The organism is Pseudomonas sp. 9_2_1 (genome assembly GCF_059295275.1).
In genome coordinates, this window is record NZ_CM181239.1 from 5,970,974 (window position 1) to 5,992,865 (window position 21,892).

General features: G+C 63.1%; 25 protein-coding genes. 12 read left to right on the plus strand and 13 right to left on the minus strand.

Features of this window, described 5'->3' with window-relative positions; all coding sequences use genetic code 11:
- Window positions 1–79 precede the first annotated feature (79 nt).
- Together AC5O5I_RS27055 and elbB are read left to right on the plus strand one after the other, a co-directional pair.
- Complete coding sequence (locus tag AC5O5I_RS27055; protein WP_172219272.1) at window positions 80–724, plus strand: DedA family protein; 645 nt, start codon at window positions 80–82, stop codon at window positions 722–724.
- 174 nt (window positions 725–898) lie between these two features.
- Window positions 899–1,558: an isoprenoid biosynthesis glyoxalase ElbB gene (gene elbB, locus AC5O5I_RS27060; RefSeq protein ID WP_172219274.1), complete on the plus strand. Its 660-nt coding sequence runs from the start codon at window positions 899–901 to the stop codon at window positions 1,556–1,558.
- A 222-nt stretch (window positions 1,559–1,780) separates the two neighbouring features.
- Here elbB and AC5O5I_RS27065 read toward each other — a convergent pair whose 3' ends face one another.
- A complete protein-coding gene (locus AC5O5I_RS27065; RefSeq protein WP_172219276.1) occupies window positions 1,781–2,239 on the minus strand; it encodes a YaiI/YqxD family protein in 459 nt (152 codons plus the stop codon).
- Window positions 2,240–2,409: 170 nt separating this feature from the next.
- Here AC5O5I_RS27065 and AC5O5I_RS27070 point away from each other — a divergent pair, with 170 nt between their 5' ends.
- On the plus strand, window positions 2,410–5,265 hold the full coding sequence (locus tag AC5O5I_RS27070; RefSeq protein WP_172219278.1) for a class I adenylate cyclase: 2,856 nt from the start codon (window positions 2,410–2,412) through the stop codon (window positions 5,263–5,265).
- 118 nt (window positions 5,266–5,383) lie between these two features.
- On the opposite strand, the gene rnk is transcribed toward AC5O5I_RS27070, so the two are convergent.
- The 3 genes from rnk to cyaY form a co-directional block, all read right to left on the minus strand.
- Entirely contained in the window at window positions 5,384–5,794 is a 411-nt protein-coding gene (gene rnk / locus AC5O5I_RS27075) for a nucleoside diphosphate kinase regulator (RefSeq protein ID WP_114171205.1), read from the minus strand.
- Between the two features lie 146 nt (window positions 5,795–5,940).
- On the minus strand, window positions 5,941–6,165 hold the full coding sequence (locus tag AC5O5I_RS27080) for a DUF1289 domain-containing protein (RefSeq protein ID WP_172286950.1): 225 nt from the start codon (window positions 6,163–6,165) through the stop codon (window positions 5,941–5,943).
- A gap of 1 nt (window position 6,166) precedes the next feature.
- Window positions 6,167–6,499, minus strand: a complete 333-nt coding sequence (cyaY, locus tag AC5O5I_RS27085; protein ID WP_172219280.1) for an iron donor protein CyaY — start codon at window positions 6,497–6,499, stop codon at window positions 6,167–6,169.
- A 190-nt stretch (window positions 6,500–6,689) separates the two neighbouring features.
- On the opposite strand from cyaY, the gene lptM reads away from it, so the two are divergent.
- From lptM to AC5O5I_RS27115, 6 genes are read left to right on the plus strand one after another with little or no spacing between them, the layout of a single operon-like run.
- Complete coding sequence (lptM, locus tag AC5O5I_RS27090) at window positions 6,690–6,905, plus strand: LPS translocon maturation chaperone LptM (protein ID WP_172219282.1); 216 nt, start codon at window positions 6,690–6,692, stop codon at window positions 6,903–6,905.
- A 9-nt stretch (window positions 6,906–6,914) separates the two neighbouring features.
- Window positions 6,915–8,162 (plus strand): diaminopimelate decarboxylase, encoded by a 1,248-nt coding sequence (gene lysA, locus AC5O5I_RS27095; RefSeq protein ID WP_172219284.1) that lies wholly within the window; start codon window positions 6,915–6,917, stop codon window positions 8,160–8,162.
- A gap of 4 nt (window positions 8,163–8,166) precedes the next feature.
- Window positions 8,167–8,997 (plus strand): diaminopimelate epimerase, encoded by an 831-nt coding sequence (gene dapF, locus AC5O5I_RS27100; protein ID WP_172219286.1) that lies wholly within the window; start codon window positions 8,167–8,169, stop codon window positions 8,995–8,997.
- Window positions 8,998–9,010: 13 nt separating this feature from the next.
- The gene (locus AC5O5I_RS27105; RefSeq protein ID WP_172219288.1) at window positions 9,011–9,721 is read left to right on the plus strand and encodes a DUF484 family protein; all 711 of its coding nucleotides are present in this window, start codon (window positions 9,011–9,013) and stop codon (window positions 9,719–9,721) included.
- A complete protein-coding gene (gene xerC, locus AC5O5I_RS27110; protein ID WP_494511832.1) occupies window positions 9,721–10,620 on the plus strand; it encodes a tyrosine recombinase XerC in 900 nt (299 codons plus the stop codon). The genes AC5O5I_RS27105 and xerC overlap by 1 nt, the downstream gene beginning before the upstream one ends.
- Window positions 10,617–11,312 (plus strand): HAD family hydrolase, encoded by a 696-nt coding sequence (locus AC5O5I_RS27115; RefSeq protein WP_494511833.1) that lies wholly within the window; start codon window positions 10,617–10,619, stop codon window positions 11,310–11,312. The genes xerC and AC5O5I_RS27115 overlap by 4 nt, the downstream gene beginning before the upstream one ends.
- A gap of 167 nt (window positions 11,313–11,479) precedes the next feature.
- Here the strand turns inward: AC5O5I_RS27115 and AC5O5I_RS27120 are convergent, their stop codons facing one another.
- From AC5O5I_RS27120 to glnK, 5 genes are all read right to left on the minus strand, one after another.
- Window positions 11,480–11,941: a hypothetical protein gene (locus AC5O5I_RS27120; protein WP_172286947.1), complete on the minus strand. Its 462-nt coding sequence runs from the start codon at window positions 11,939–11,941 to the stop codon at window positions 11,480–11,482.
- The gene (locus AC5O5I_RS27125) at window positions 11,938–12,612 is read right to left on the minus strand and encodes a hypothetical protein (RefSeq protein ID WP_494511834.1); all 675 of its coding nucleotides are present in this window, start codon (window positions 12,610–12,612) and stop codon (window positions 11,938–11,940) included. Before AC5O5I_RS27125 ends, AC5O5I_RS27120 begins: the two co-directional genes overlap by 4 nt.
- A gap of 145 nt (window positions 12,613–12,757) precedes the next feature.
- Window positions 12,758–13,087: a dormancy-specific transcriptional regulator SutA gene (sutA, locus tag AC5O5I_RS27130; RefSeq protein ID WP_172286945.1), complete on the minus strand. Its 330-nt coding sequence runs from the start codon at window positions 13,085–13,087 to the stop codon at window positions 12,758–12,760.
- A gap of 428 nt (window positions 13,088–13,515) precedes the next feature.
- A complete protein-coding gene (locus AC5O5I_RS27135) occupies window positions 13,516–14,847 on the minus strand; it encodes an ammonium transporter (RefSeq protein WP_172219292.1) in 1,332 nt (443 codons plus the stop codon).
- Between the two features lie 46 nt (window positions 14,848–14,893).
- A complete protein-coding gene (glnK, locus tag AC5O5I_RS27140) occupies window positions 14,894–15,232 on the minus strand; it encodes a P-II family nitrogen regulator (RefSeq protein WP_002555808.1) in 339 nt (112 codons plus the stop codon).
- A gap of 372 nt (window positions 15,233–15,604) precedes the next feature.
- Here glnK and AC5O5I_RS27145 point away from each other — a divergent pair, with 372 nt between their 5' ends.
- Window positions 15,605–15,868: an accessory factor UbiK family protein gene (locus AC5O5I_RS27145; protein ID WP_172219293.1), complete on the plus strand. Its 264-nt coding sequence runs from the start codon at window positions 15,605–15,607 to the stop codon at window positions 15,866–15,868.
- Window positions 15,869–15,881: 13 nt separating this feature from the next.
- A complete protein-coding gene (locus AC5O5I_RS27150; protein ID WP_372242405.1) occupies window positions 15,882–16,031 on the plus strand; it encodes a hypothetical protein in 150 nt (49 codons plus the stop codon).
- Window positions 16,032–16,033: 2 nt separating this feature from the next.
- Here the strand turns inward: AC5O5I_RS27150 and AC5O5I_RS27155 are convergent, their stop codons facing one another.
- Window positions 16,034–18,052, minus strand: coding sequence for a DUF4034 domain-containing protein (locus tag AC5O5I_RS27155; protein WP_494511835.1), 2,019 nt, complete (start codon window positions 18,050–18,052; stop codon window positions 16,034–16,036).
- A gap of 255 nt (window positions 18,053–18,307) precedes the next feature.
- On the opposite strand from AC5O5I_RS27155, the gene AC5O5I_RS27160 reads away from it, so the two are divergent.
- Entirely contained in the window at window positions 18,308–19,798 is a 1,491-nt protein-coding gene (locus tag AC5O5I_RS27160; protein WP_494511836.1) for a YifB family Mg chelatase-like AAA ATPase, read from the plus strand.
- Between the two features lie 102 nt (window positions 19,799–19,900).
- Here AC5O5I_RS27160 and AC5O5I_RS27165 read toward each other — a convergent pair whose 3' ends face one another.
- Genes AC5O5I_RS27165 through AC5O5I_RS27175 form a run of 3 tightly spaced genes read right to left on the minus strand, consistent with a single transcriptional unit; the run spans window position 19,901 to window position 21,759 of the window.
- Complete coding sequence (locus AC5O5I_RS27165; RefSeq protein WP_172219315.1) at window positions 19,901–20,338, minus strand: DoxX family protein; 438 nt, start codon at window positions 20,336–20,338, stop codon at window positions 19,901–19,903.
- 51 nt (window positions 20,339–20,389) lie between these two features.
- On the minus strand, window positions 20,390–20,776 hold the full coding sequence (locus AC5O5I_RS27170; RefSeq protein ID WP_172219317.1) for a response regulator transcription factor: 387 nt from the start codon (window positions 20,774–20,776) through the stop codon (window positions 20,390–20,392).
- Window positions 20,773–21,759: a response regulator gene (locus AC5O5I_RS27175; protein ID WP_494511837.1), complete on the minus strand. Its 987-nt coding sequence runs from the start codon at window positions 21,757–21,759 to the stop codon at window positions 20,773–20,775. Before AC5O5I_RS27175 ends, AC5O5I_RS27170 begins: the two co-directional genes overlap by 4 nt.
- Window positions 21,760–21,892 lie beyond the last annotated feature (133 nt).

Sequence of the window (21,892 nt, forward strand, 5' to 3'; positions counted from 1 at the left end):
CGTCGAGACACATTTGGACACTTTCACGAATGCGCGCGAAGGGGTAGGCTGCGCGTTCATTTCGCCAGCACCTCAGAAAATGCTTCAACAATTCCTGCAGGATTTCGGCTACTTCGCCCTTTTTCTAGGCACCTTCTTTGAAGGCGAGACCATCCTGGTGCTTGCGGGTTTCCTTGCGTTCCGCGGTTACATGGACATCAAGCTGGTATGCCTGGTGGCGTTTCTGGGCAGCTACGCCGGTGACCAGTTGTGGTATTTCATGGGCCGTCGCCACGGGCGGCGGATTCTGGCGCGCAAACCGCGCTGGCAGGCAATGGGTGCCCGAGCGCTGGACCATATCCGCCGCCACCCCGACATCTGGGTGCTGAGTTTCCGCTTCGTCTATGGCCTGCGCACGGTCATGCCGGTGGCCATTGGCCTGTCGGGCTATCCGCCACGCCGCTACCTGCTGCTGAACGGGATTGGCGCGGCCATCTGGGCAATCGCCCTGGGCGCGGCTGCCTACCACTTCGGCGCCATCCTCGAAGGCCTGCTGGGCAACGTGAAGCGCTACGAGCTATGGGTGCTTGGCGGCTTGTTGATGCTGGGCGTTTTGCTGTGGCTGCGCCGGCGCTTCCGCACCCTGCGCGCCGAGCGCAAGGCGGCGAGCGAAGCCCAGGCCCCAGAGGCTGAGCACGCTGTAAAGCACGAGCAGGACCCAGGCCAGCGGCGCGACCACCGCTAAGCCCAGTGCGCCGGTACGTTGCCGAACAGACCGCCTCAAAGAATGAACACCCCAGCGTAATTGCGATCCAAGTAAGCAGGATTTTGCGCAGGACTGTCCGCAGGCCCGGTTATGCCTATGGCGCCATCTGCCAAACTAGAGGACATTTAGCGCCTCGACACTGGAGCAATGAGCATGACAAAAAAAGTAGCGGTGATTCTTTCCGGCTGTGGCGTGTATGACGGCGCCGAAATCCACGAAAGCGTGATCACCCTGCTGCGCCTCGACCAGCGCGGTGCGCAGGTGCAGTGCTTCGCGCCGGACATCGCGCAGATGCATGTCATCAACCACCTGACCGGCGAAGAGATGCCCGAGTCGCGCAATGTGCTGGTGGAATCGGCGCGGATTGCCCGCGGCGAGGTGAAGGACATTCGCGAGGCGAAGGCCGAAGACTTCGATGCGCTGATTGTACCGGGCGGTTTCGGGGCGGCGAAAAACCTCTCCAATTTTGCCGTGGAGGGCACCAACTGCAGCGTCAACCCGGACGTGCTGGCCCTGGCCGAAGCCTTCGCCGATGCCTGCAAGCCGGTTGGCCTGATCTGCATCTCGCCAGCGCTGGCGGCGAAGATCTACGGGCCGGGCGTGGTGTGCACCATCGGCAAGGATGCGGGCACTGCCGACGCGGTGGTCAAGATGGGCGGCACCCATGAAGAATGCGATGTGCATGACATTGTCGAAGACGTCCAGCGCAAGCTGGTGAGCACCCCGGCATACATGGAGGCCAAGTCGATCAGCGAGGCGGCGGGCGGGATCTACAAGCTGGTGGACCGGGTGCTGGAGCTGACCCACGAATAAGCCTGGTACGCCCGCTCTCATGGAACTGCACATAACTTACTGAGTTAGCAGGGACCCTGTGGGAGCGGGAGTGCCCGCGAACACCGGCGCAGCCGGTGCCATGCACCGCGTTGGATTCTTCGCGGGCGCGCCCGCTCCCAAAGGGTACGCGGAGCCCCCGGCATCAGTTCTCTGCGCGACAGCGCAGCCCAATGGGCTGGGTAATCTCCTACAGGGATCGCGTCACGGCTCAGATCTGGACAGGCGCGAAATGATCCGGTCCAGCGCATTGGCAAATGCCTGCTTGTCGCGCTCACCATAGGTCGCCTGCCCTCCCCCTACCTGGCCCTGCTCACGCAGGTCGGTGAACAGGTTGCGCGCCGCCAGGCGGTCGCCCATGTTGCGCTCATCGAACTCACGCCCACGCGGGTCCAGCACCGCCACGCCCTTTTTCACCAGGCGGTCAGCCAGCGGCACATCACTGCAAATCACCAGCTCGCCGGGCACGGCGTGCTCGACCAAGTAGTCGTCCGCTGCGTCCATACCGCTGGGTACAACAATCAGCCGCACAATCGCGAAGGCCGGCTTGGCCACGGCTTGGCCCGCCACCATCACCACCTCGAACTTGCGCTTGAGGGCGAACTTGACGATCAGATCCTTGGCCGCCTTGGGGCAAGCGTCGGCATCGATCCATACACGCATCGGAAACCTCTCCATCTGGGCAAGGCACCATCATGCCTCAAGCGCAGCAAAAGCTGGAGCATCGCCGCCAGGGCGTTGGGAAAATGGCGCCAATATTTCAATTGCCGCTTATCCGACCTCATCACTCAAGCTAAACTCGCCACTGCTCCACAAGCCTGCCCGAGTGCGCAATGAACCACCCTCACGAGATCCGCCCCGACCTGGACCAAGGCATCGACCGCAAGGTCCTGGCGACATTGCGCTCGCGCTTCCTGCAACTCAACCAGGGGCGGTTGCAGCGGGCAATGGAAGGCTTGTCTACCCGCCAGCAACAAGTGCTGACGCTGTTACCTCTGCTGTTTCATGTAAACCACCCGCTCTTGCCTGGCTACGTGTCCGGCAGCACCCCTGCGGGTGTATCGGGTTACCAGCCAAGCGCCGATCTGGTTGCAGAGGCCCAGCGCCTGGCGCGTTCGTTTACCTACAAGGCCCGCCATGGCAGCCCGCCATCCCCGATCCACGGGCTGTTTCTGATGGGCAGCCTGGGCTCGCTGGCCCAGGCCGAACAAAGCGACATGGACCTGTGGGTGTGCCATGCGCCCGGCATTCCAGGGCAACTGCTGGAAGAGCTGCGCCGCAAATGCCAGTTACTGGAGGCATGGGCGGCGAGCCTTGGCGCCGAGGCGCATTTCTTCCTGATCGATACGCAGGGGTTTGCCCAAGGTCAGCGTGATGGCCAGCTTGGCTCCGACGACTGCGGCACCACCCAGCACTACCTGCTGCTGGACGAGTTCTATCGCACCACCCTGTGGCTGGCCGGGCGCACACCGTTGTGGTGGCTGGTGCCGGTGTACCAGGAACACAACTATCACGCATACACCCAGACCCTGCTGTCCAAGCGCTTCATCCGCAGCCAGGACGCTCTGGACCTGGGCAACCTGGCGCACATTCCGCCCGGCGAATTCGTCGGTGCCGGGCTGTGGCAACTGTTCAAAGGGATCGACTCACCCTACAAGTCACTGCTCAAGTTGCTGCTGACCGAAGCCTACGCCAGTGAACACCCTGCGGTGCGTTGCCTGAGCCTGGACTACAAGCAGGCGGTATTTGCCAATCGGCTCGACCTCGATGAGCTGGACCCCTACGTGATGGTGTACCGACGCATCGAGCGCTACCTGCTGGCACGTGGCGAGCCCGCACGGCTGGAACTGGTGCGGCGCAGCCTGTACCTGAAGGTGAACAAGAAGCTCAGCGACCAAGGCCGCAGCAATGGTTGGCAACGCCGGCTGCTGCAGCGCCTGGCCGATGAGTGGGGCTGGGACGAGCGCCAGCTGGCCCTGCTGGACAGCCGCAGCCAATGGAAAGTGCAGCAGGTCGCCGTCGAACGCCGCGAACTGGTGGCCGAGTTGAACCACAGCTACCGCTTCCTCAGCCAGTTCGCCCGCAACCAGAACGCCAGCAGCCGCGCCGACCAGCGTGACCTCAATGTGCTGGGCCGGCGCCTGTACGCCGCGTTCGAACGCCGTGCCGGCAAGGTCGAAGTGATCAACCCCGGGATTGCCCCGGACCTCGCCGAAGGCACCCTGACCCTGGTCCAGCAGCCCAACCGCAAGGAGCCGGGCAGCCATCACTGGGAACTGTACAGCGGCAACCTGAGCACCCACGAGGTGCAACACTTCAGCCCGATAAAGCGCTGCCGCGAGCTGCTGGAGCTGCTGGCCTGGGCCCATCGCAACGGCGTGATCGACAGCAGCACGCGCCTGGCATTGCACCCCGGCGTCAGCGACCTCAGCGAGTTCGAGCTGTTCAGCCTGGTCGGCTGCCTGCAGCAGAGCATCCCCCTACCCCTGCCGACGGTGAGCGAAGTGCGCCTGCTGCAGCCCAGCGTCGCCGACGAGGTGTTGCTACTGGTCAACGTCGCCCTCGATCCGCTGCGCCACCACCGCGACCTGAACATCCTGATGACCACCGAGCGCACCGACTCGCTGAGCTACGCAGGCACGCGCGAAAACCTGGTATTGACCCTGGACCAGGTCACCCTGAACAGCTGGAACGAGGTGCTGGTGCAGCGTTATGAGGGCGCGCATGCGCTGGTACGCTGCCTGCGCGACTTCCTCAACAGCCCGATGCCGCACGGGCACCGGCCACGGGTGCGGGTCCGCTGCTTCTGCCCCAGCCGCGCCCACGCCATCGGCCAGCGCGTGGAGGAAATATTCGACACCGTGCAACTACTGCTGGCCCAAGGCCTCGACCACCGCTACCTGCTACAGGTGGCCCAGCACACCCATGTACTGGAACTGCTGCCCGGGCATGTCAGCCTGACGACTCTGGCCGAGCATGAGGCGCTGTTGACTCACCTGGGTGAGGAGCGCAGCGCTTATAGCCCTCTGTACCTGGATGCCCACGCCCTGCAGGACAACGATTTGCGCCAGGTGCTGGAGCAAGGCCGGCCATCCTGCATACAGGTGTTCTACCGCCTGCAGGATGGCTGGGCCGACGTGTATGTGCTGGATGAACACAATGCGCTGTGGCAGCAACGCCTGCCCCTGCACGACGAAGCCCACCTGCTGCTGCCGCTGCAGCGGTTTCTGCGCTCGGTGGTCATGCGCCGCGATGCCCGGCTGCCGCTGGACAACCTGCACTCGGCCGCGCTGGATATCCACTATGCGCAACTGCTGCCCTCCGGCCCTGGCAAGGCCCGCAGCATCGAACCGCGGCCGGCACCAGTCGAAGGCAGCGACCAGCCTTACTACGAGGTCCAGGCCATCATCCAGGCCGGCGTGGCGGGCGCTGCTCATGTCACGCTGTATTGCGACCAGCAGGAGTTTTCCGGGCTGGAGCATGGCGAGCAGTTGTATGCAGTGGTGGCCCGGCAGATCATCGGGCAGCGGCGTGGCGGGGCGCTGTACCGGTGCTATATCACCGACCTGGACTTGTCCGAGTTGCTGGACGACCGGTTGGGGGCGACGCAGGTTTACCTGAGCTACAAGCGGGTGCTGGAGCAGGCGTTGAATGAGGGGTTGGAGCAGGTTTTGGCGCAGGGATCCTGAAGCGCCGGGGGGGCTTTGCACCCCTTTCGCGACACAAGGCCGCTCCTACAGGGGTACGCGATCCCGTGCAGGAGCAGCCTTGTGCTGCGAATGGGCCGCAAAGCGGCCCCTCTGGCCCTTACAGGTCGAAATCGCCCGCCGCTTCCGGCTGGTATTCCACTTCCAGCAGCTTCAGCTTGAGGGTCTTGCCCCCCGGCGCCGGCCAGTCGATCTGCTCGCCCACCGAAAGCCCCAGCAAGGCGCAGCCGATCGGTGCCAGTACCGAGACATTGCCTTCCGGCCCGGCGTCCTTCGGATACACCAACGTCAGGTGGTAGTCCTTGCCGCTGGCTTCCTCACGGCAGTGCACACGGGAGTTCATGGTGACCACGCCCGCCGGTACTTCCTCGTGACCGACCACCTGTTCGGCGCGGTCCAGCTCGTCCTGCAGGGCGAGCACACCCGGCGTACTTTCGTCGAGGCTGTCGATCAGACGCTCCAGACGTTGTACGTCCAATCGGGTGAGGATGAGGGAAGGCTTGGTGCTCATGATCCAGTCAGACTCCTTTGAACAGGCAATTTTCAATGTGCAGATAAAGCAAAACCCCGCCCAAGGGCGGGGTTTGAAAAGGCTTTGGCGTCACCGACGCAGAACTCGACACTACCACAGCCGGGCAAATACTCAAGCCCTTGCGTTCAGTGTGCCTTGGCCTGGTCGCGCAGGGCCTGGGCCTCGCGACAGATCTGCCGGCGCCGCTGGTCGTCGGCCGAGCGCCATTCGCGGATATGCTCGACATGCCGGTGGCAGCCGGTGCACACCCGCTGTTCGTCCAGCCGGCAAACGCTGATGCACGGCGATGGCACGGCGGGGCTGACGTTGCTGTAAAGCGGCTTGGGTGGCCGGGTCTGGGTGCTGCTCATGTCAGATCTCGTCGAAGTCCAGCTTCTCGCCGGCCCGCTCCCAGACAATACGTTCGAGCATTTCGCCCAGCAGCTCGTCGGTCTTTTCGCAGGTCCATTTCTTGCTTTCTTCGTCGTAGTCGAAATGGAACCCACCCGACTTGTCCGCCAGCCACAGCTGACGCAGCGGCTCCTGACGGCTGAAGATCAGCGTGCTGCCATTGTCGAACTTGATGGTCAGGACGCCCGCGGAGTTCTCCATGTCCAGGTCCATGCCGCTCTCGTCGAACAGGTCTTCCAGGGCCTGTTGGGTCGCGTCGACCAGGTCGTGGAAACGCGCTTCACTCAAACTCATTGCAGAAACCTCGAAATTGGCTGCGTTACAGGCAAGCCGGGCAAGATACGGGCGCTTGCCGCCGAATGCAAAGATTAGCCATTGGAGGCGGCAAGAATAGCCCGCCCGGCGGACCGGCCCTTGCATAGGCAAGCCGCCGGTCGCTCGGTATACTCGGGCGCAATACTGCATTTTTCTAAGGATTTCACCCATGAAGCGCCTGATTTCCTCCCTCGCGGCGCTGGTCGCTGTTGCCTGCCTCGTTTCCGCCTGCGGCCAGAAGGGCCCGCTGTACCTGCCTGAAGACGGCAAGGACGGCAAGGACACCCGCAAGTCGCACCAGCACCAGCCAAAAGCCAAGCCGGTCCAGACCCAGGAGCAGCAGCCAGAGCTGCAGTCCGAGCCCGAGCAGTCGCCTGCGCAGTAAGGAAACCAGATGAACGCTTTCAACTACCGCGACAGTGAGCTGTTCGCGGAGGGCGTGGCCCTGTCGGCCATCGCCGAACGCCATGGCACCCCCACCTACGTGTATTCGCGCGCCCATATCGAGGCCCAGTACCGCAGCTATACCGACGCCTTGCAAGGCGCCGAGCACCTGGTGTGCTTCGCGGTCAAGGCCAACTCCAACCTCGGTGTGCTGAACGTGCTGGCCCGCCTGGGCGCAGGCTTCGACATCGTTTCCGGCGGTGAACTGGAGCGCGTCCTGGCGGCTGGCGGCCGCGCCGACCGAGTGGTGTTCTCAGGTGTCGGCAAAACCCGTGAAGACATGCGCCGCGCCCTGGAAGTAGGCGTGCACTGCTTCAACGTCGAGTCCACCGACGAGCTGGAGCGCCTGCAAGTGGTAGCCGCCGAAATGGGCAAGGTTGCCCCGGTGTCGCTGCGGGTCAACCCGGATGTCGACGCCGGCACCCACCCGTACATCTCCACCGGCCTTAAAGAAAACAAGTTCGGCATTGCCATCGCCGACGCCGAGGCCATCTACGTGCGCGCCGCGCAGCTGCCGAACCTGGAAGTGGTCGGTGTCGACTGCCATATCGGTTCGCAGCTGACCACCGTCGAGCCGTTCCTCGATGCCCTCGACCGCCTGCTGGACCTGGTCGACCGCCTCGCCGATTGCGGCATCCACCTGCGCCACCTGGACCTGGGCGGCGGTGTGGGTGTGCGTTATCGCGACGAACAACCGCCTCTGGTGGCCGACTACATCAAGGCCATCCGCGAGCGCGTCGGCGACCGCGAGCTGGCCCTGGTGTTCGAGCCGGGCCGCTACATCGTGGCCAACGCTGGCGTGCTGATCACCCGCGTGGAGTACCTCAAGCACACCGAACACAAGGACTTCGCCATCATCGATGCGGCGATGAACGACCTGATCCGTCCGGCCCTGTACCAGGCCTGGATGGGCGTCAGTGCGGTCAAGCCACGTACCGGCGAAGGCCGTGCCTACGACCTGGTCGGCCCGATCTGCGAAACGGGCGACTTCCTGGCCAAGGACCGTGTGCTGGACCTGGCCGAAGGTGACCTGCTGGCTGTACAGTCCGCAGGCGCCTATGGTTTTGTCATGAGCTCCAACTACAACACCCGCGGCCGTTGCGCTGAAATCCTCGTCGACGGTGACCAGGCTTTCGAAGTACGCCGCCGCGAGACCATCGCCGAACTGTACGCTGGCGAAAGCCTGCTGCCGGAGTAACCCCATGCTGCTGCGTTTTACCAAGATGCATGGGTTGGGCAACGACTTCATGGTCCTCGACCTGGTCAGCCAGCACGCGCACATCCAGCCCAAGCACGCCAAGCAATGGGGTGACCGCCACACCGGTATCGGTTTCGACCAGTTGCTGATCGTCGAGGCGCCGAACAATCCCGAAGTGGACTTCCGCTACCGCATCTTCAACGCCGACGGTTCCGAGGTCGAGCAATGCGGCAACGGTGCACGCTGCTTTGCCCGCTTCGTGCTGGACAAGCGGCTGACCGCGAAAAAGCGCATCCGCGTGGAAACCAAAAGCGGCGTCATCACCCTGGACGTGCAGAACGACGGCCAGGTGAGCGTCGACATGGGCCCGCCGCGCTTCATCCCTGCCGAAATCCCCTTCGTCGCCGATGAGCAGGCGCTGAACTACCCACTGGAAGTCGACGGCCAAGTGCATTCGATCGCCGCCGTGTCCATGGGTAACCCGCATGCCGTGCTGCGTGTCGACGACGTGCATACCGCCCCCGTGCACCAGTTGGGCCCAAAGATCGAAAACCACCCACGCTTCCCGCAGCGGGTGAATGCCGGCTTCCTCCAGGTTGTCGACCGCCACCGCGCCAACCTGCGCGTCTGGGAACGCGGTGCGGGTGAAACCCAGGCCTGCGGCACCGGCGCCTGCGCTGCCGCCGTGGCGGCAATCAGCCAGGGCTGGATGGACTCCCCGGTGTCCCTCGACCTGCCCGGTGGCCGCCTGCACATCGAATGGGCCGGCCCCGGCCAGCCCGTGCTGATGACCGGCCCGGCCGTACGCGTCTACGAAGGACAGGTTCGTCTCTAAGCGAGTAACCGCCATGACCGATCAGCCACAGGTTGTACCCCAGCAGTCCGCCGAGCTCGATGCCGAAGCGGTGATCGCCTACCTGCGCGCCCACCCCACTTTCTTCGCCGAGCATGACGAGCTGCTGCTTGAACAGCGTATTCCGCACCAGCGTGGCGACAGCGTGTCGCTGGTGGAACGCCAGCTGAAGCTGCTGCGCGACCGCAACATCGAAATGCGCCATCGCCTGTCGCAACTGATGGACGTGGCGCGCGACAACGACCGGCTGTTCGACAAGACCCGCCGGTTGATTCTCGACCTGCTTGATGCCGCCAGCCTTGAAGAAGTGGTGATGGCAGTCGAAGACAGCCTGCGCCAGGAGTTCCAGGTGCCCTTCGTCAGCCTGATCCTGTTCGGCGACAACGTCGCACCGGTCGGGCGCTGGGTCAGCAACGCCGAGGCGCAGCAGGCCATCGGTGCCCTGCTGGGCGGCGGCAAGACGGTAAGCGGCAACCTGCGCGAACACGAACTGACCTTCCTGTTTGGCGAAGAACAGCGCCGTGAAGTGGGCTCCAGCGCCGTGGCGACCCTTGAGTACCAAGGGCTGCACGGGGTACTGGCGATCGGCAGCCGCGACCCGCAACACTACAAGAGCAGCGTCGGCACGCTGTTCCTCGGCTATATCGCCGAAGTGCTCGGCCGCGTTGTACCACGTGTCACCCAGACCCTGCGCTCGGTACGCTGATGGAACGCCAGCTGGAGGCTTATTGCGCACACCTGCGCAACGAGCGCCAGGTGTCGGCGCACACCTTGCTGGGCTACCGGCGCGACCTGGACAAGGTCATCGCCTACTGCAACGAACACGGTATCGCCGGCTGGCAGGCGCTGCAGATCCAGCAGCTGCGCCAGCTGATCGCGCGCCTGCACCACCACGGCCAGTCGTCGCGCAGCCTGGCGCGGCTGCTGTCGGCAGTGCGCGGGCTGTACCGTTACCTCAACCGCGAAGGCCTGTGCCAGCACGACCCGGCCAGCGGCCTGAGCGCGCCCAAGGGTGAACGGCGGCTGCCCAAGGTGCTGGACACCGACCGGGCCTTGCAACTGCTCGATGGCGGCGTCGACGACGACTTCATCGCCCGCCGTGACCAGGCCATCCTCGAACTGTTCTACTCGTCGGGGCTGCGCCTGTCCGAGCTGACCAACCTCGACCTTGAACACCTCGACCTCGCCGGCGGCCTGGTGCAGGTATTGGGCAAGGGTGGCAAGGCACGCGTACTGCCGGTTGGCCGCAAGGCCCGCGAGGCGCTGCAGGCGTGGTATCGCCTGCGCGGTACCGGCAACCCTCGTGACGGTGCGGTGTTCATCACCCGTCAGGGCAACCGGCTGGGCCCCAGGGCCATCCAGCTGAGGGTAAAGGCGGCCGGCGAGCGTGAGCTGGGCCAGCACCTGCACCCGCACATGCTTCGCCATTCCTTCGCCAGCCATGTGCTGGAATCGTCCCAGGACCTGCGTGCGGTACAGGAGATGCTCGGCCACGCCGACATCAGCACCACGCAAATCTATACCCACCTGGACTTCCAGCACCTGGCGGCGGTGTACGACAGTGCCCACCCCCGGGCTAAACGCAGCAAAGGCACAGACTCATGAGCATCAAGCTGATCACCTTCGACCTCGACGATACGCTGTGGGACACCGCGCCGGTGATTGCCAGCGCAGAAGTCGTGCTGCGCGACTGGCTGGAAGCCAACGCTCCGATCCTTGGCAGCGTACCGGTGGAGCACCTGTTTGCCATTCGCGAGCGCCTGGTGCAGGCCGAGCCCGGCCTCAAGCACCGCATCAGCGCCCTGCGCCGGCGCGTGCTGTTGCATGCCCTGGAAGAAGTCGGCTACAGCAGCAAGCAGGCGCTGGAGCTGGCCAATGAAGGCTTCGAAGTGTTCCTGCATGCCCGCCACCAGGTGGAGATTTTCCCTGAAGTGCAGCCGGTGCTGGAGATTCTGCGCCATCACTACACCCTGGGCGTGGTCACCAACGGCAATGCCGATGTGAGCCGCCTGGGGCTGGCGGACTATTTCAGCTTTGCCCTGTGTGCCGAGGACCTTGGCATCGGCAAGCCAGACCCGGCGCCGTTCCTGGAAGCCCTGCGCCGCGGTGACGCGGACGCCAGCGCAGCGGTGCACATCGGCGACCACCCCGGCGATGACATCGCAGGCGCCCAGCGCGCCGGATTGCGGGCCGTCTGGTTCAACCCCCAGGGCAAGGCCTGGACGGGTGAACAGGCGCCGGATGCCGAAATCCAGCGACTGTCGCAGTTGCCCGACGTTCTTTCGCGCTGGCGCTGACAGGGGCCGCTGCGCGGCCCATTCGCGGCTGAAGCCGCTCCCACAGGGATCGCGCAGAACCTTCAGCCAGTGCTGAGCCTGTGAGATCGGGTTCACCCGCGAAGAGGCTCGCACAGAAAACACAAAATCGAAAAGAACAAGACACTCGCAGCGACTGCGGTTTTTTGTCAGCTACGAGCAACCACGTGACGCCTTCGTTGGCGGCGTAGCAGCCACAATAGCGTCCCACCCTTGATCAGCTCTGAGAGGACAATTGCGCAGAACATCAGCCACCTGTTGTATTCAGGTACCAGACCGGCCCAGATCAACAGTACCGAAAGCGACGGCACAGCGAACAGCAGACGCCACGGTATTTGCGCGAGGCCCACGTAGACTCCCACCTTTCGACTGCCAAGAAAAAACACGGCACTGAAAATGATCGAGACCTGTAAAAACACATTCATCACCATCAACACCATGGTGAGCAAGCCTTGTTCGGCCAAAAACCCCAGCATCCTCTGCAGATCGGTAACTACAGGCAGATGCCCACGCCGAATACTGCCTGCGACATAGAGCAATACATAAAGGGCGTCCAGCCCGCCCCATAGCCTCAACACCCAGCGCTCTTTGTTTTGTGCTACGAACATCATTTCTTTTCTCGGTGCTCGTAGGTTTCAAAAGGAAGAACAGGTTGCCAGTGCCAAGATTTTCCACTGATCTGCCACTTATCCTCTCCCTCCAGATACCGTTGCGTGATGCCCCGTAGTTTGCCATAGCGATGAATGGCTGAGCGTGATGCTAAATGATCATCATGACTATCAAGAGGAACCCATTGCTGGGTCACGACCCGAAAGGTGTTGTCATAATCCTTGCTTTCCGAGCCGAAAAGGCGGCCCTCATCACCCAGCGAACCAAGACGGTTTTGCAAGATGGCGAACGTGTTCTTCAACCCGTCATAATCGATATCGATAGTACGCCACTTACCGGAGCCTTTTTCGTAATCAGGTTGCCTTTTCAGCTTATCTGAAACAGGAAAGCACTGTGTCGTGCCTAAGTGACCATCTAGTCTCATGGGTTTGAATGGATTGCTGGTCAAAAATAGCCAGCTGCCGTTTCTGATTTCTTCCAGTGCCACCTTGAGATCGTGCTCTGATAGCTCTCGCCCAGAAGTGATGCCACAGCTTCTCAGAAATTCCGCTTCACCGCACAGGGGCCTCCGCCTCATGAGGGCACGCTCCACTTCCCCCCTGGCAAAAAAAGGATCCTCCACTTTAGACATGTCTTCCTTACGCAACTGACGACGGCGAACGAGTTTGTCCATAAATCCTCCAGGCTCGATCCGCGATGCTTGCCTAGGTCGGACAAAATGATCTAGCAGACGAATCTGCTTTTATCGTAGGAAATTTCGGCAGGTTTTCGGCACAAAAAAGCCCGCAGCGACGGCGGGCTTTTTTGCGAGCAGCCACTCAGATAGGGCGGCTGCCGTATTTGTTGTCCGGCTTCTTGGGCGGGTCGGCGACCACGTTGGCCTCGACTTCCTGCACCTTGCCACCGCGGGAAAGGAATTCTTCCATCGCCTTGGCCAGTGCATCACGCTCTTTCTGCTTGGCTTCCATGCTCGGCATCTCGTCTACCGAGACGGCCGCCTTGGATTTGCCCTTGGCAGCGGGTGCCGGGCTGCTGTCGTCGTCGCCAGCATCTTCGGCGCCATCGTCAGCCGCCGCTTCGAGGCCTTCATCAGCCTCGTCGTCGTCGCCTACTTCGAGGTCATCATTTTCCAGATCGTCGTCGCTCATGTTCTACCTCATGACTTGCGAAAAGCAGGTTAGTTATAGACCAGTGCAGCCGTAGACCGGCAGCCACCAGTGAAAATTCAACTGGCCGTGGGTTAGGCCACTGCCCTTGGGTCGGCACCCGGGATGGGAGGCGGCACCCAGCAGGCCCTGCTCCTGGCAGGACCTGACAAATCCATTAGCCCCTGCTGGCCACTCGCTACTGGCAAGCCTAGCAAAGGCTGGCGAAGTGTGCGGACTACTCGCAAGCACCCTTCGGCGCGCATTCTAGCGCGCCCGTGGAAAAAGCAAAGCTCCATAATTGCACTGCAAGTTGTAAGTTTTTTACCTACGTCGCGAACGTGCCGAATAAACCGTTTGCCGTGCAGGAAATGCCGAAAATCTGACAAAAAAATGCCCGGCAAGCCGGGCAAGTTTTTACCGCGTCGCAGTTACAGGTTGTAGCCGCGTTCGTTGTGCTGAGCCAGGTCGAGGCCGACCGACTCTTCTTCTTCGTTGACCCGCAGGCCCATCACCACATCCAGCACCTTGAGGATCACATAGGTGACGATGGCGGTGTAGACCACGGTGAACAGCACGCCCTTGGCCTGGATCCAGACCTGCATGCCGATGTCGGTCACGGCGCCAAAGCCGCCCAGGGCCGGGGCTGCGAACACACCGGTGAGGATGGCGCCGACGATGCCGCCGATACCGTGCACGCCGAAGGCGTCCAGCGAGTCGTCATAACCCAGCTTGCGCTTGAGGCTGGTAGCGCAGAAGTAGCAGATCACGCCCGAAGACAAGCCGATCACCAGAGCGCCCATCGGGCCCACGGTGCCGGCAGCCGGGGTGATGGCGACCAGCCCGGCAACCACACCCGAGGCAATGCCCAGGGCGCTCGGCTTGCCGTGGCCGATCCATTCGGCAAACATCCAGCCCAGTGCCGCAGCGGCGGTAGCGATCTGGGTCACCAGCATGGCCATGCCGGCAGTACCGTTGGCGGCAGCAGCAGAGCCTGCGTTGAAGCCGAACCAGCCGATCCACAGCATGGCAGCGCCCATCAGGGTGTAGCCGAGGTTGTGCGGCGCCATCGGGGTGGTCGGGTAGCCTTTGCGCTTGCCCAGCACCAGGCAGCAGACCAGGCCTGCGATACCGGCATTGATGTGCACCACGGTGCCGCCAGCGAAGTCCAGCACGCCCCAGTCCCACATCAGTGCACCGTCGCCGCTCCAGACCATGTGCGCGATTGGCGCGTACACCAGGGTGAACCAGATACCCATGAACACCAGCATCGCGGAGAACTTCATACGCTCGGCGAAGGCGCCGACGATCAGCGCCGGGGTGATGATGGCGAAGGTCATCTGGAAGGTGATGAACACCGCTTCCGGGAACAGCGCGGTGGCCGAAGTCAGGCTGTCGGGCGTGACGCCGCTGAGAAATGCCTTGGAAAAGCCGCCGACGAAGGAATTGAAATTGAGCACGCCCTTTTCCATACCGGTGGTATCGAAGGCCATGCTGTAGCCGTAGACGACCCACAGAATGCTCATCAGGCCGGTGATTGCAAAGCATTGCATCATCACCGACAGCACGTTCTTGGAACGCACCATGCCGCCGTAGAACAGGGCCAGGCCCGGGATGGTCATGAACAGCACCAGCGCCGTTGCAGTCAGCATCCAGGCGGTGTCGCCGGAGTTCAGCGCTGGGGCAGCCTCCTCTGCCAGGGCAAGCCCGGGCATTACGAGGGGCAATAGGGCTCCTAGCCCTGCGATCTTACGCAGAGTCATGTTGTTTTCTCCTGGGGCGTTGGGTTTGGTGAGGCTTTTTTGCTGCTTAGATCGCGTCGGTATCGGTTTCGCCGGTACGGATACGGATCGCCTGCTCCAGATTCACCACGAAAATCTTGCCGTCACCGATCTTGCCGGTGTTGGCTGCCTTGGTGATGGCTTCGATTACCCGATCAAGGTCCTTGTCATCGATGGCGACATCGATCTTCACCTTGGGCAGGAAATCGACCACATATTCAGCACCGCGATACAACTCGGTGTGGCCCTTCTGCCGACCGAAGCCTTTGACTTCGGTGACGGTGATGCCCTGCACGCCGATTTCCGACAGTGACTCGCGCACGTCGTCCAGCTTGAACGGCTTGATGATGGCTGTGACTAGCTTCATGAAACTCTCTCCCGATTTGGTGGACTTGCCCCAGGAAAACAAACCCGTCTCAAGTCTAAGCGCAGCGGTTGGCTTTGTAACGCGTCGTCGGCATGTGGCTCTGCGTGCGCACTGCCTGGTCACAAGGAACTGCATCAGTGCATGGCTCGCAAAGGTGTTTGCAGAAACCTTGCCAGTTCTGCCAAAGCGTCGAAAATCAGGGGGTTATGTGAATCCGGCGGACTTGGCCAGTCGCCAGCATGTAAAACATGCACGAAGTTGGTGCGCACCAGCAGCCCGCATTGCGCGAATTATGTGCAGCCGCGCCAGCCTGGGCAGCGCAATTGCCCGTGGTACACTGCCGGCCATTTCCCAGTTTCAGTGGACAGCCTCATGCTCGCGCCTAAAGCCCTTCTCGACGCCCTGAGTGACCAGGCCTCGCGCCTGTTCAGCAGCGACACCGCCCAGCCCCGTGCAGAGCTGGAAAGCCAGTTCAAGGTGCTGATGCAAGGTGCTTTCAGCAAGCTGGACCTGGTCAGCCGCGATGAATTCGACAGCCAGATGGTCGTGCTGGCCCGCACCCGTGCACGCCTGGAAGCCCTCGAGCAGCAGGTCGCCGAGCTGGAAGCGCGGATGGCGCCTGGCGGCAAGGAATAGCAATCGACAAGGAGTGCCTCAGCATGAGCTGAAGCCGGCCGGCGGTATCGAGGTGCATGCCATCGTCACCCGCGAAGCGGTACAGGGGCTGGGACCGGCGCCGAGCGTGAAAGCCACGGCGCTGATCAAGGCCTCGCACATCATCCTCGGCGCCAGGCCCTGAGATCAGGCCGAAGCTCCCAGGCGTTCCGGCGCGGATGGTGGCTGTCTTGGCGGTAACTCACTGGGATGCAGGGTGCCACGGAACAGTGCAGCACCGCACTGGGTGACCAGGGTCCTCACGCGGTTATGCGAATTGAGGACTTCGGCTTGAATATCCTCGATGGTCGAATCCCCTGGCTGCAAGGTGGCCGCACGATTGACCCATTCGATAGCGGCGAAGCGGCTTTGCTTGCGTGTACCGCGCCCCTGCATCCAGGCCAGCGCCAGTTCGGCGCTGGCACGCCCGGCGATCCATGGGTCCGGGTGCTCGACCAGGCTCGACAGGTAGGCCACCGCCTCGGCCGGCTCCTGCGCCTCGCCAAACTGGCGCAAAAGAATCCCCAGGTGCAAGCGAGCGCGGGCATTGGTCTGCGCATTGCCCAGCGCGTCGACCAGCAGGCGCCGGACTGCCAGCATGGCGCTGCGCTCGTTCAGGTCCTCATCGCCATGCATACGCAGGCAAGCCAGGTTGTACTTGGCCTGACGGCTGCCCGCCGCGACCGCACGCTGCAGCCAGTACTCTGCCGTTTGCTCATCCAGGTAGTGCTGTGGTGTATTCCCCATGCCACCTCGGTGCAGCTCATACAGCCCCAAGGCCGCCCCTGGCAGGTTCAGTTGGGCGCAACGCTCATACAGGTAGCAGGCCACTTCATGCCGATTGGCAGCCCAGAGCAGCCGCGCCACCTCCAGCACCTCGAAGCCCGGCGCCTGGCCCGCGCACTGGCGTTTCACGGCCATCTGCAGCCATGCCCAGGCCTGCTCGGCCGAGCGTGGCAACCCCCACAAGCCAAAGTGGTGGCCGGCAGCGCGTAATGCACAGGCGCCAGCATGCGAGCGACCTTCACTCAGGCGCTCGATGGCGGTGCGCAGCAGCTGTTTTTCGTCAGCCATGCCGTCGCGCAGGATCAGCTCGACCAGGCAGCGAAAGGGCGCGCCCATTGCGGGGATGGCACCATGGTCGGCATTGCTCGCAAAGCTTGCGGCTAAGTCGCGCATGGCGCCCGGGTGATCCTGCAACGCATGGCTGCGCAAGGCGCCCCGCCACGCCAGCACTACCGCACTTTCCCTGGGCCGGAGCAGGCGTTGTGACCAAGCATCCAGCACCTGTTGCCAATCGGCAACCGCCTGCAACTGATCGGTATGGGGTAGCGTCAGCCGGTCTTCGATGGGTATCCAGCGCAGCGCATTTCGCAGGCTTTCATCCCAGGTTTCGCACAATGGCCCATTGGCCAGCAGTTCAATCGCGTCAGGGCTCGCACCCCAGCGGGGGGACAGGGAAATGGCGAGGGCCTGGATCGCTTCAAAGCATCCGGGGCGAGCGACCAGGGCATGGCGCAACCAGTAATAGCGAGGGTCCTCGTTCTCGTGATCGACCCGCCTGCCCAGACAGGTCGGCAGCGCTTTCGGTAGTTCGGCCAGCGGCAAAAGCCCATGCTTCACCAGCAACGGCGCCGCAGCCTCCTGCACTTCCACGTCCGCCTGGGCACTGGGCCGGTAGCGCGCGGGCTGGCCTTGAAACAGTTCGATCAACCACCCAGGCTCAGCAAACCGCGCACTGAGATGGAGCATGCCCACAAGCGCTGCCACTGGCTGGGCTGAGCGGTCCATGGCACGCACCAAGTGTGCGGCAGCGGTTTCGCAGATTTGTTCGACGGCCAGCGCGGCTGCGGCGTTGCGCTGGCCATTGCCATGCACCTGGCGGGCGCGCTGAAGGCAGTGCCAGCCCATCACCACCTGTGGGTGGTAAGCCTTGGGGCAGGCATCCATCCAGGCCTTGAGCACCTGGCTCATGGCCTTGCCGCCCTGGCACTCGGCGTCGACCAGCATGTGCCCTTCCAGGGCACTCAGGTAGGCAGGAAACTCCCCGTTCGGGGCCTGTCGCCATTGCGCTTCGAGGCTGTCGAAGTAACGGTTGAGTTCAACAAATGCACGGGCGTCCGCCAGTTCGCGGATGACCTGGCGCGTGCGGGTGAGCGTTTGCACGGAGCAATACCTCAAGTCCATTTGGAAGAAGCTGCGGTGCCATCCCATGGCAACCGCCGTTGCCCAACAACACTAAGCCATACCTGGCGGCTGCGCAAAGTTAATTGGATCCATTTTAGTCGGCTCCAGTGAAATCACAGGGAAAAAACCTGCCCTGTAAAACCACGTCGCACACTTCCTGCGCCTGGCTCTGACGCGCTGGCTATCCTTGCCCCACCCGCAGGCAGCGGCCTTTTCAGCGACAACGGAGCGTCCATGTCCCTAGCACTCGTCCACAGCCGCGCCCAGGTGGGCGTGCAGGCACCGTCGGTAAGTGTCGAAACCCACCTGACCAACGGCCTGCCGCATCTCACCCTGGTCGGCCTGCCGGAAACCACGGTCAAGGAAAGCAAGGACCGGGTGCGCAGCGCCATCGTCAACTCCGGGCTGAACTACCCGCAGCGGCGCATTACCCAGAACCTCGCCCCCGCCGACCTGCCCAAGGATGGCGGGCGCTATGACCTGGCCATCGCCCTGGGCATTCTTGCCGCCGATGGTCAGGTGCCAATTGCCACCCTCGTCGATGTCGAATGCCTCGGTGAACTGGCGTTGTCTGGCAAGTTACGCCCGGTGCAGGGCGTGTTGCCTGCGGCTCTGGCGGCGCGCGAAGCCGGTCGGGCGCTGGTGGTGCCACGGGAAAATGCCGAGGAAGCCAGCCTGGCCAGTGGCCTGGTGGTGTATGCGGTGGGTCACCTGCTGGAGCTGGTCGCCCACCTTAACGGCCAGGTACCACTGCCACCGTACGCAGCCAATGGTTTGATCCTGCATCCACGTCCCTACCCGGACCTGAGCGAAGTGCAGGGCCAGCTGGCGGCCAAGCGGGCCTTGCTGCTGGCGGCGGCCGGGGCTCACAATTTGCTGTTCACCGGCCCTCCTGGCACCGGCAAGACCCTGCTCGCCAGCCGCCTGCCCGGGCTGCTGCCGCCACTGGACGAGCACGAGGCGCTGGAAGTGGCGGCAATCCAGTCGGTCAGTGGGCACGCTCCGCTGAACAGCTGGCCACAGCGGCCGTTTCGTCACCCGCACCACTCCGCGTCTGGCCCGGCCCTGGTGGGTGGCAGCAGCCGACCGCAACCGGGTGAGATCACCCTCGCCCACCATGGCGTGCTGTTTCTGGATGAGCTGCCTGAGTTCGAACGGCGGGTGCTGGAAGTGCTGCGCGAGCCGCTGGAGTCGGGCGAGATCGTGATTGCCCGGGCGCGTGACAAGGTGCGTTTTCCGGCACGCTTTCAGCTGGTAGCGGCAATGAACCCGTGCCCTTGCGGGTACCTGGGCGACCCGACTGGCCGCTGTCGTTGCAGCACCGAACAGATCGCGCGGTATCGCAACAAGTTGTCCGGGCCGTTACTGGACCGCATTGACCTGCACCTGACCGTGGCCCGCGAGAGCACCACGCTGAACCACCAGCCTTGTGGTGAAACCAGTGCCGATGTTGCCGCCAGGGTTGCTGAAGCGCGGGAGGTGCAGCAACGGCGGCAAGGCTGCGCGAATGCGTTCCTGAACCTGGAGGGGTTGCGCCGCCATTGTGGCCTGGCAGCGGCGGACCAGCTCTGGCTGGAAGGTGCCTGCGAGCGGTTGACCTTGTCGTTGCGGGCAGCGCACCGGTTGTTGAAGGTGGCGCGCACGCTGGCGGACCTGGAAGGCTGCGAAGCGATTGCCCGGGGGCATCTGGCCGAGGCTTTGCAGTATCGGCCGGGGAGCAGTTAGGTGGCGGGGATGCGCTGTAGCCCATCGCCGACAAGCTAGCCATAGGGAATCGCGTGAGGGCTGACAGGTGCTTGCCGCAAGATATGCAGCGCCAAGCACCTGTCAGCCCTGCCGCGCCCCCCTCTTACCCCAAAGATACCCCGAAACCGAATACCCCCCAGGCCCGGTCACCGCCAACCCGCCATAAAGCGCCACCAGCAACCAGGCAAACTGCCCCTGCTCCAGCGTCCAGTCCGGGTGCACCACCACCAGCGCCACCAGCAAAACCGCCAGCACCGGCAGGCAAGCCAGGCGGGCAGCGACCCCCAACAGCAGCAGCAACGGGCATACCACCTCGGCGAATACTGCCACCCCCAACGTCAGCGAAGGCCCTAGCCCAAAGGGATCTTCGATGCGCTGCAACTCATCGCTCCAGTGCAGCAACTTGGGCAAGCCATGAATTGAAAGCAGCAGCACAGCAGCCATCACCCGCATGAACAGCAGGCCGGTGGCGGTCAGGGTCGGAGATTGAGGGTCGAGGAAAAACTTCAGGCGTGGCATGGCAATGGTCTCGCTGATCGATCAACACGTGAGCATTGCCTGATTGGCAGCCTATTGATTGCGCAGGTGTGCTGAGCTGGATGCCAGCGCCTCTTCAACCACCATCAGCAACACTTCCTCGGGAAAAGGCTTGCCCAGGCAGGCCAAGGCGCCAAGGCTCATGGCTGCGCGTACTGCGCCTTCCTCCCAATGCGCTGACATGCAGATCACCGGTAAACGCCATTGCAGCCGAATCAGCTCATGCTGCACTTGCTGACCACTCATCCCCGGCATCCGCAAATCAAGCAGCACACAGCCCGCCTGTGGCGCCAGCTCCGAGGCCAGAAACACCTCTCCTGCGGCAAATGGCAAGGTTTCGAACCCGGCCGAGCGCAGCAGGTTGGCCAGGCTTTTGCGCACCGAAGCATCGTCGTCAACGATGCACACCCATCTGTTCATGCGCCGCCCAGGCCTTCAGGCCGTGCTCCGATCACCTGGTGCATGGCCACCAGCTCAACCAGCGAGCGGGACTGCATCTTGTTCATGATGTTCTTCTTGTGCACCTTGGTCGTCACCTCGCTGGTGCCAATCTGCTTGGCGATCTGCTTGTGTGACAGGCCATCGACCACCAGTGAGAAAACCTGGCGCTCGCGCTGAGTCAGGCGCTGGTACTTGTCCTCGACCTGTCGCGCGTGGCGCCATTTGCGTCCATCGACCACAGCCCGTGCGCGCACCGCCTGCAGCAGTGCCAGCAACTGGTCCTCGTCGAAAGGCTTGGTCAGGAACTCCACGGCACCGGCACGCATGGCCTGGACCGTCATCGGGATGGTGCCGAAGCCGGTCATGAACACGATCGGCCACGGCAGGGCCAGTTGGCGCAGCGCATCCTGCACCTCCAGGCCGCTGGTCCCGGGCAGATGCATGTCCAGCAGCAGGCAGGCGTAGGGGGTTTCCAGGCGCGCATCGAAAAGCGCCTCGGCACTGGCGAACAGGTGATGCGGGATATCCTGGGCGCGCAGCAGCCGGCCCAGCGCCGTGCGCACCGATGGGTCATCGTCCACTACCAGCACCGGCACGTGCGTGCTGTCGACCAGCGGCTCCAGGGTGGAGGTGCACAGCGGCGATTGAGCAAAAGCCTTGCAAGGTACTTCCAGGCTGATATCGGCGGCCAGGCGGTAACCGCGGCGTGGCACGGTCTGGATCAGGCCGTGATTGGCAAAGGCCTTGCGCAGCAAGGACACCTGCACCTGCAGGTTGTTGTCCTCCACTACCGTGCCGGCCCACACCTGGCTGAACAGTTCCTCCTTGCCGACCACCCGGCCTTTGGCCTTGATCAGCGTGGCCAGCACCTCGAATGCACGCCCGCCCAACGCGATCGGCTTGCCGTCGAGAAACGCTTCTCGCCGCTCCAGCGACACCTGGGCATTACCTATTCGGATCATGGCTTCCTCGCACGGCGACGGGCGTTCGCGCAGCCCGGGCAGCCTAGGCCAGCGCACGCATTCAGACAATTATCCCGAGGGATAGGTTGGCCCAAGGACTATACAAGCGCCCGGCAAAGGCCTGGGGGCGATA

Coding starts and splice junctions, on each gene's coding strand:
- lysA (WP_172219284.1), top strand. CDS start 6,915: ATGAACGCTTTCAACTACCGCGACAGTGAGCTGTTCGCGGAGGGCGTG.
- AC5O5I_RS27055 (WP_172219272.1), top strand. CDS start 80: ATGCTTCAACAATTCCTGCAGGATTTCGGCTACTTCGCCCTTTTTCTA.
- AC5O5I_RS27165 (WP_172219315.1), bottom strand. CDS start 20,338: ATGCCACGCCTGAAGTTTTTCCTCGACCCTCAATCTCCGACCCTGACC.
- AC5O5I_RS27080 (WP_172286950.1), bottom strand. CDS start 6,165: ATGAGCAGCACCCAGACCCGGCCACCCAAGCCGCTTTACAGCAACGTC.
- AC5O5I_RS27115 (WP_494511833.1), top strand. CDS start 10,617: ATGAGCATCAAGCTGATCACCTTCGACCTCGACGATACGCTGTGGGAC.
- AC5O5I_RS27160 (WP_494511836.1), top strand. CDS start 18,308: ATGTCCCTAGCACTCGTCCACAGCCGCGCCCAGGTGGGCGTGCAGGCA.
- AC5O5I_RS27175 (WP_494511837.1), bottom strand. CDS start 21,759: ATGATCCGAATAGGTAATGCCCAGGTGTCGCTGGAGCGGCGAGAAGCG.
- glnK (WP_002555808.1), bottom strand. CDS start 15,232: ATGAAGCTAGTCACAGCCATCATCAAGCCGTTCAAGCTGGACGACGTG.
- sutA (WP_172286945.1), bottom strand. CDS start 13,087: ATGAGCGACGACGATCTGGAAAATGATGACCTCGAAGTAGGCGACGAC.
- lptM (WP_172219282.1), top strand. CDS start 6,690: ATGAAGCGCCTGATTTCCTCCCTCGCGGCGCTGGTCGCTGTTGCCTGC.
- AC5O5I_RS27070 (WP_172219278.1), top strand. CDS start 2,410: ATGAACCACCCTCACGAGATCCGCCCCGACCTGGACCAAGGCATCGAC.
- rnk (WP_114171205.1), bottom strand. CDS start 5,794: ATGAGCACCAAGCCTTCCCTCATCCTCACCCGATTGGACGTACAACGT.
- AC5O5I_RS27065 (WP_172219276.1), bottom strand. CDS start 2,239: ATGCGTGTATGGATCGATGCCGACGCTTGCCCCAAGGCGGCCAAGGAT.
- AC5O5I_RS27125 (WP_494511834.1), bottom strand. CDS start 12,612: ATGGACAAACTCGTTCGCCGTCGTCAGTTGCGTAAGGAAGACATGTCT.
- AC5O5I_RS27135 (WP_172219292.1), bottom strand. CDS start 14,847: ATGACTCTGCGTAAGATCGCAGGGCTAGGAGCCCTATTGCCCCTCGTA.
- AC5O5I_RS27105 (WP_172219288.1), top strand. CDS start 9,011: ATGACCGATCAGCCACAGGTTGTACCCCAGCAGTCCGCCGAGCTCGAT.
- elbB (WP_172219274.1), top strand. CDS start 899: ATGACAAAAAAAGTAGCGGTGATTCTTTCCGGCTGTGGCGTGTATGAC.
- cyaY (WP_172219280.1), bottom strand. CDS start 6,499: ATGAGTTTGAGTGAAGCGCGTTTCCACGACCTGGTCGACGCGACCCAA.
- dapF (WP_172219286.1), top strand. CDS start 8,167: ATGCTGCTGCGTTTTACCAAGATGCATGGGTTGGGCAACGACTTCATG.
- AC5O5I_RS27120 (WP_172286947.1), bottom strand. CDS start 11,941: ATGATGTTCGTAGCACAAAACAAAGAGCGCTGGGTGTTGAGGCTATGG.
- xerC (WP_494511832.1), top strand. CDS start 9,721: ATGGAACGCCAGCTGGAGGCTTATTGCGCACACCTGCGCAACGAGCGC.
- AC5O5I_RS27145 (WP_172219293.1), top strand. CDS start 15,605: ATGCTCGCGCCTAAAGCCCTTCTCGACGCCCTGAGTGACCAGGCCTCG.
- AC5O5I_RS27170 (WP_172219317.1), bottom strand. CDS start 20,776: ATGAACAGATGGGTGTGCATCGTTGACGACGATGCTTCGGTGCGCAAA.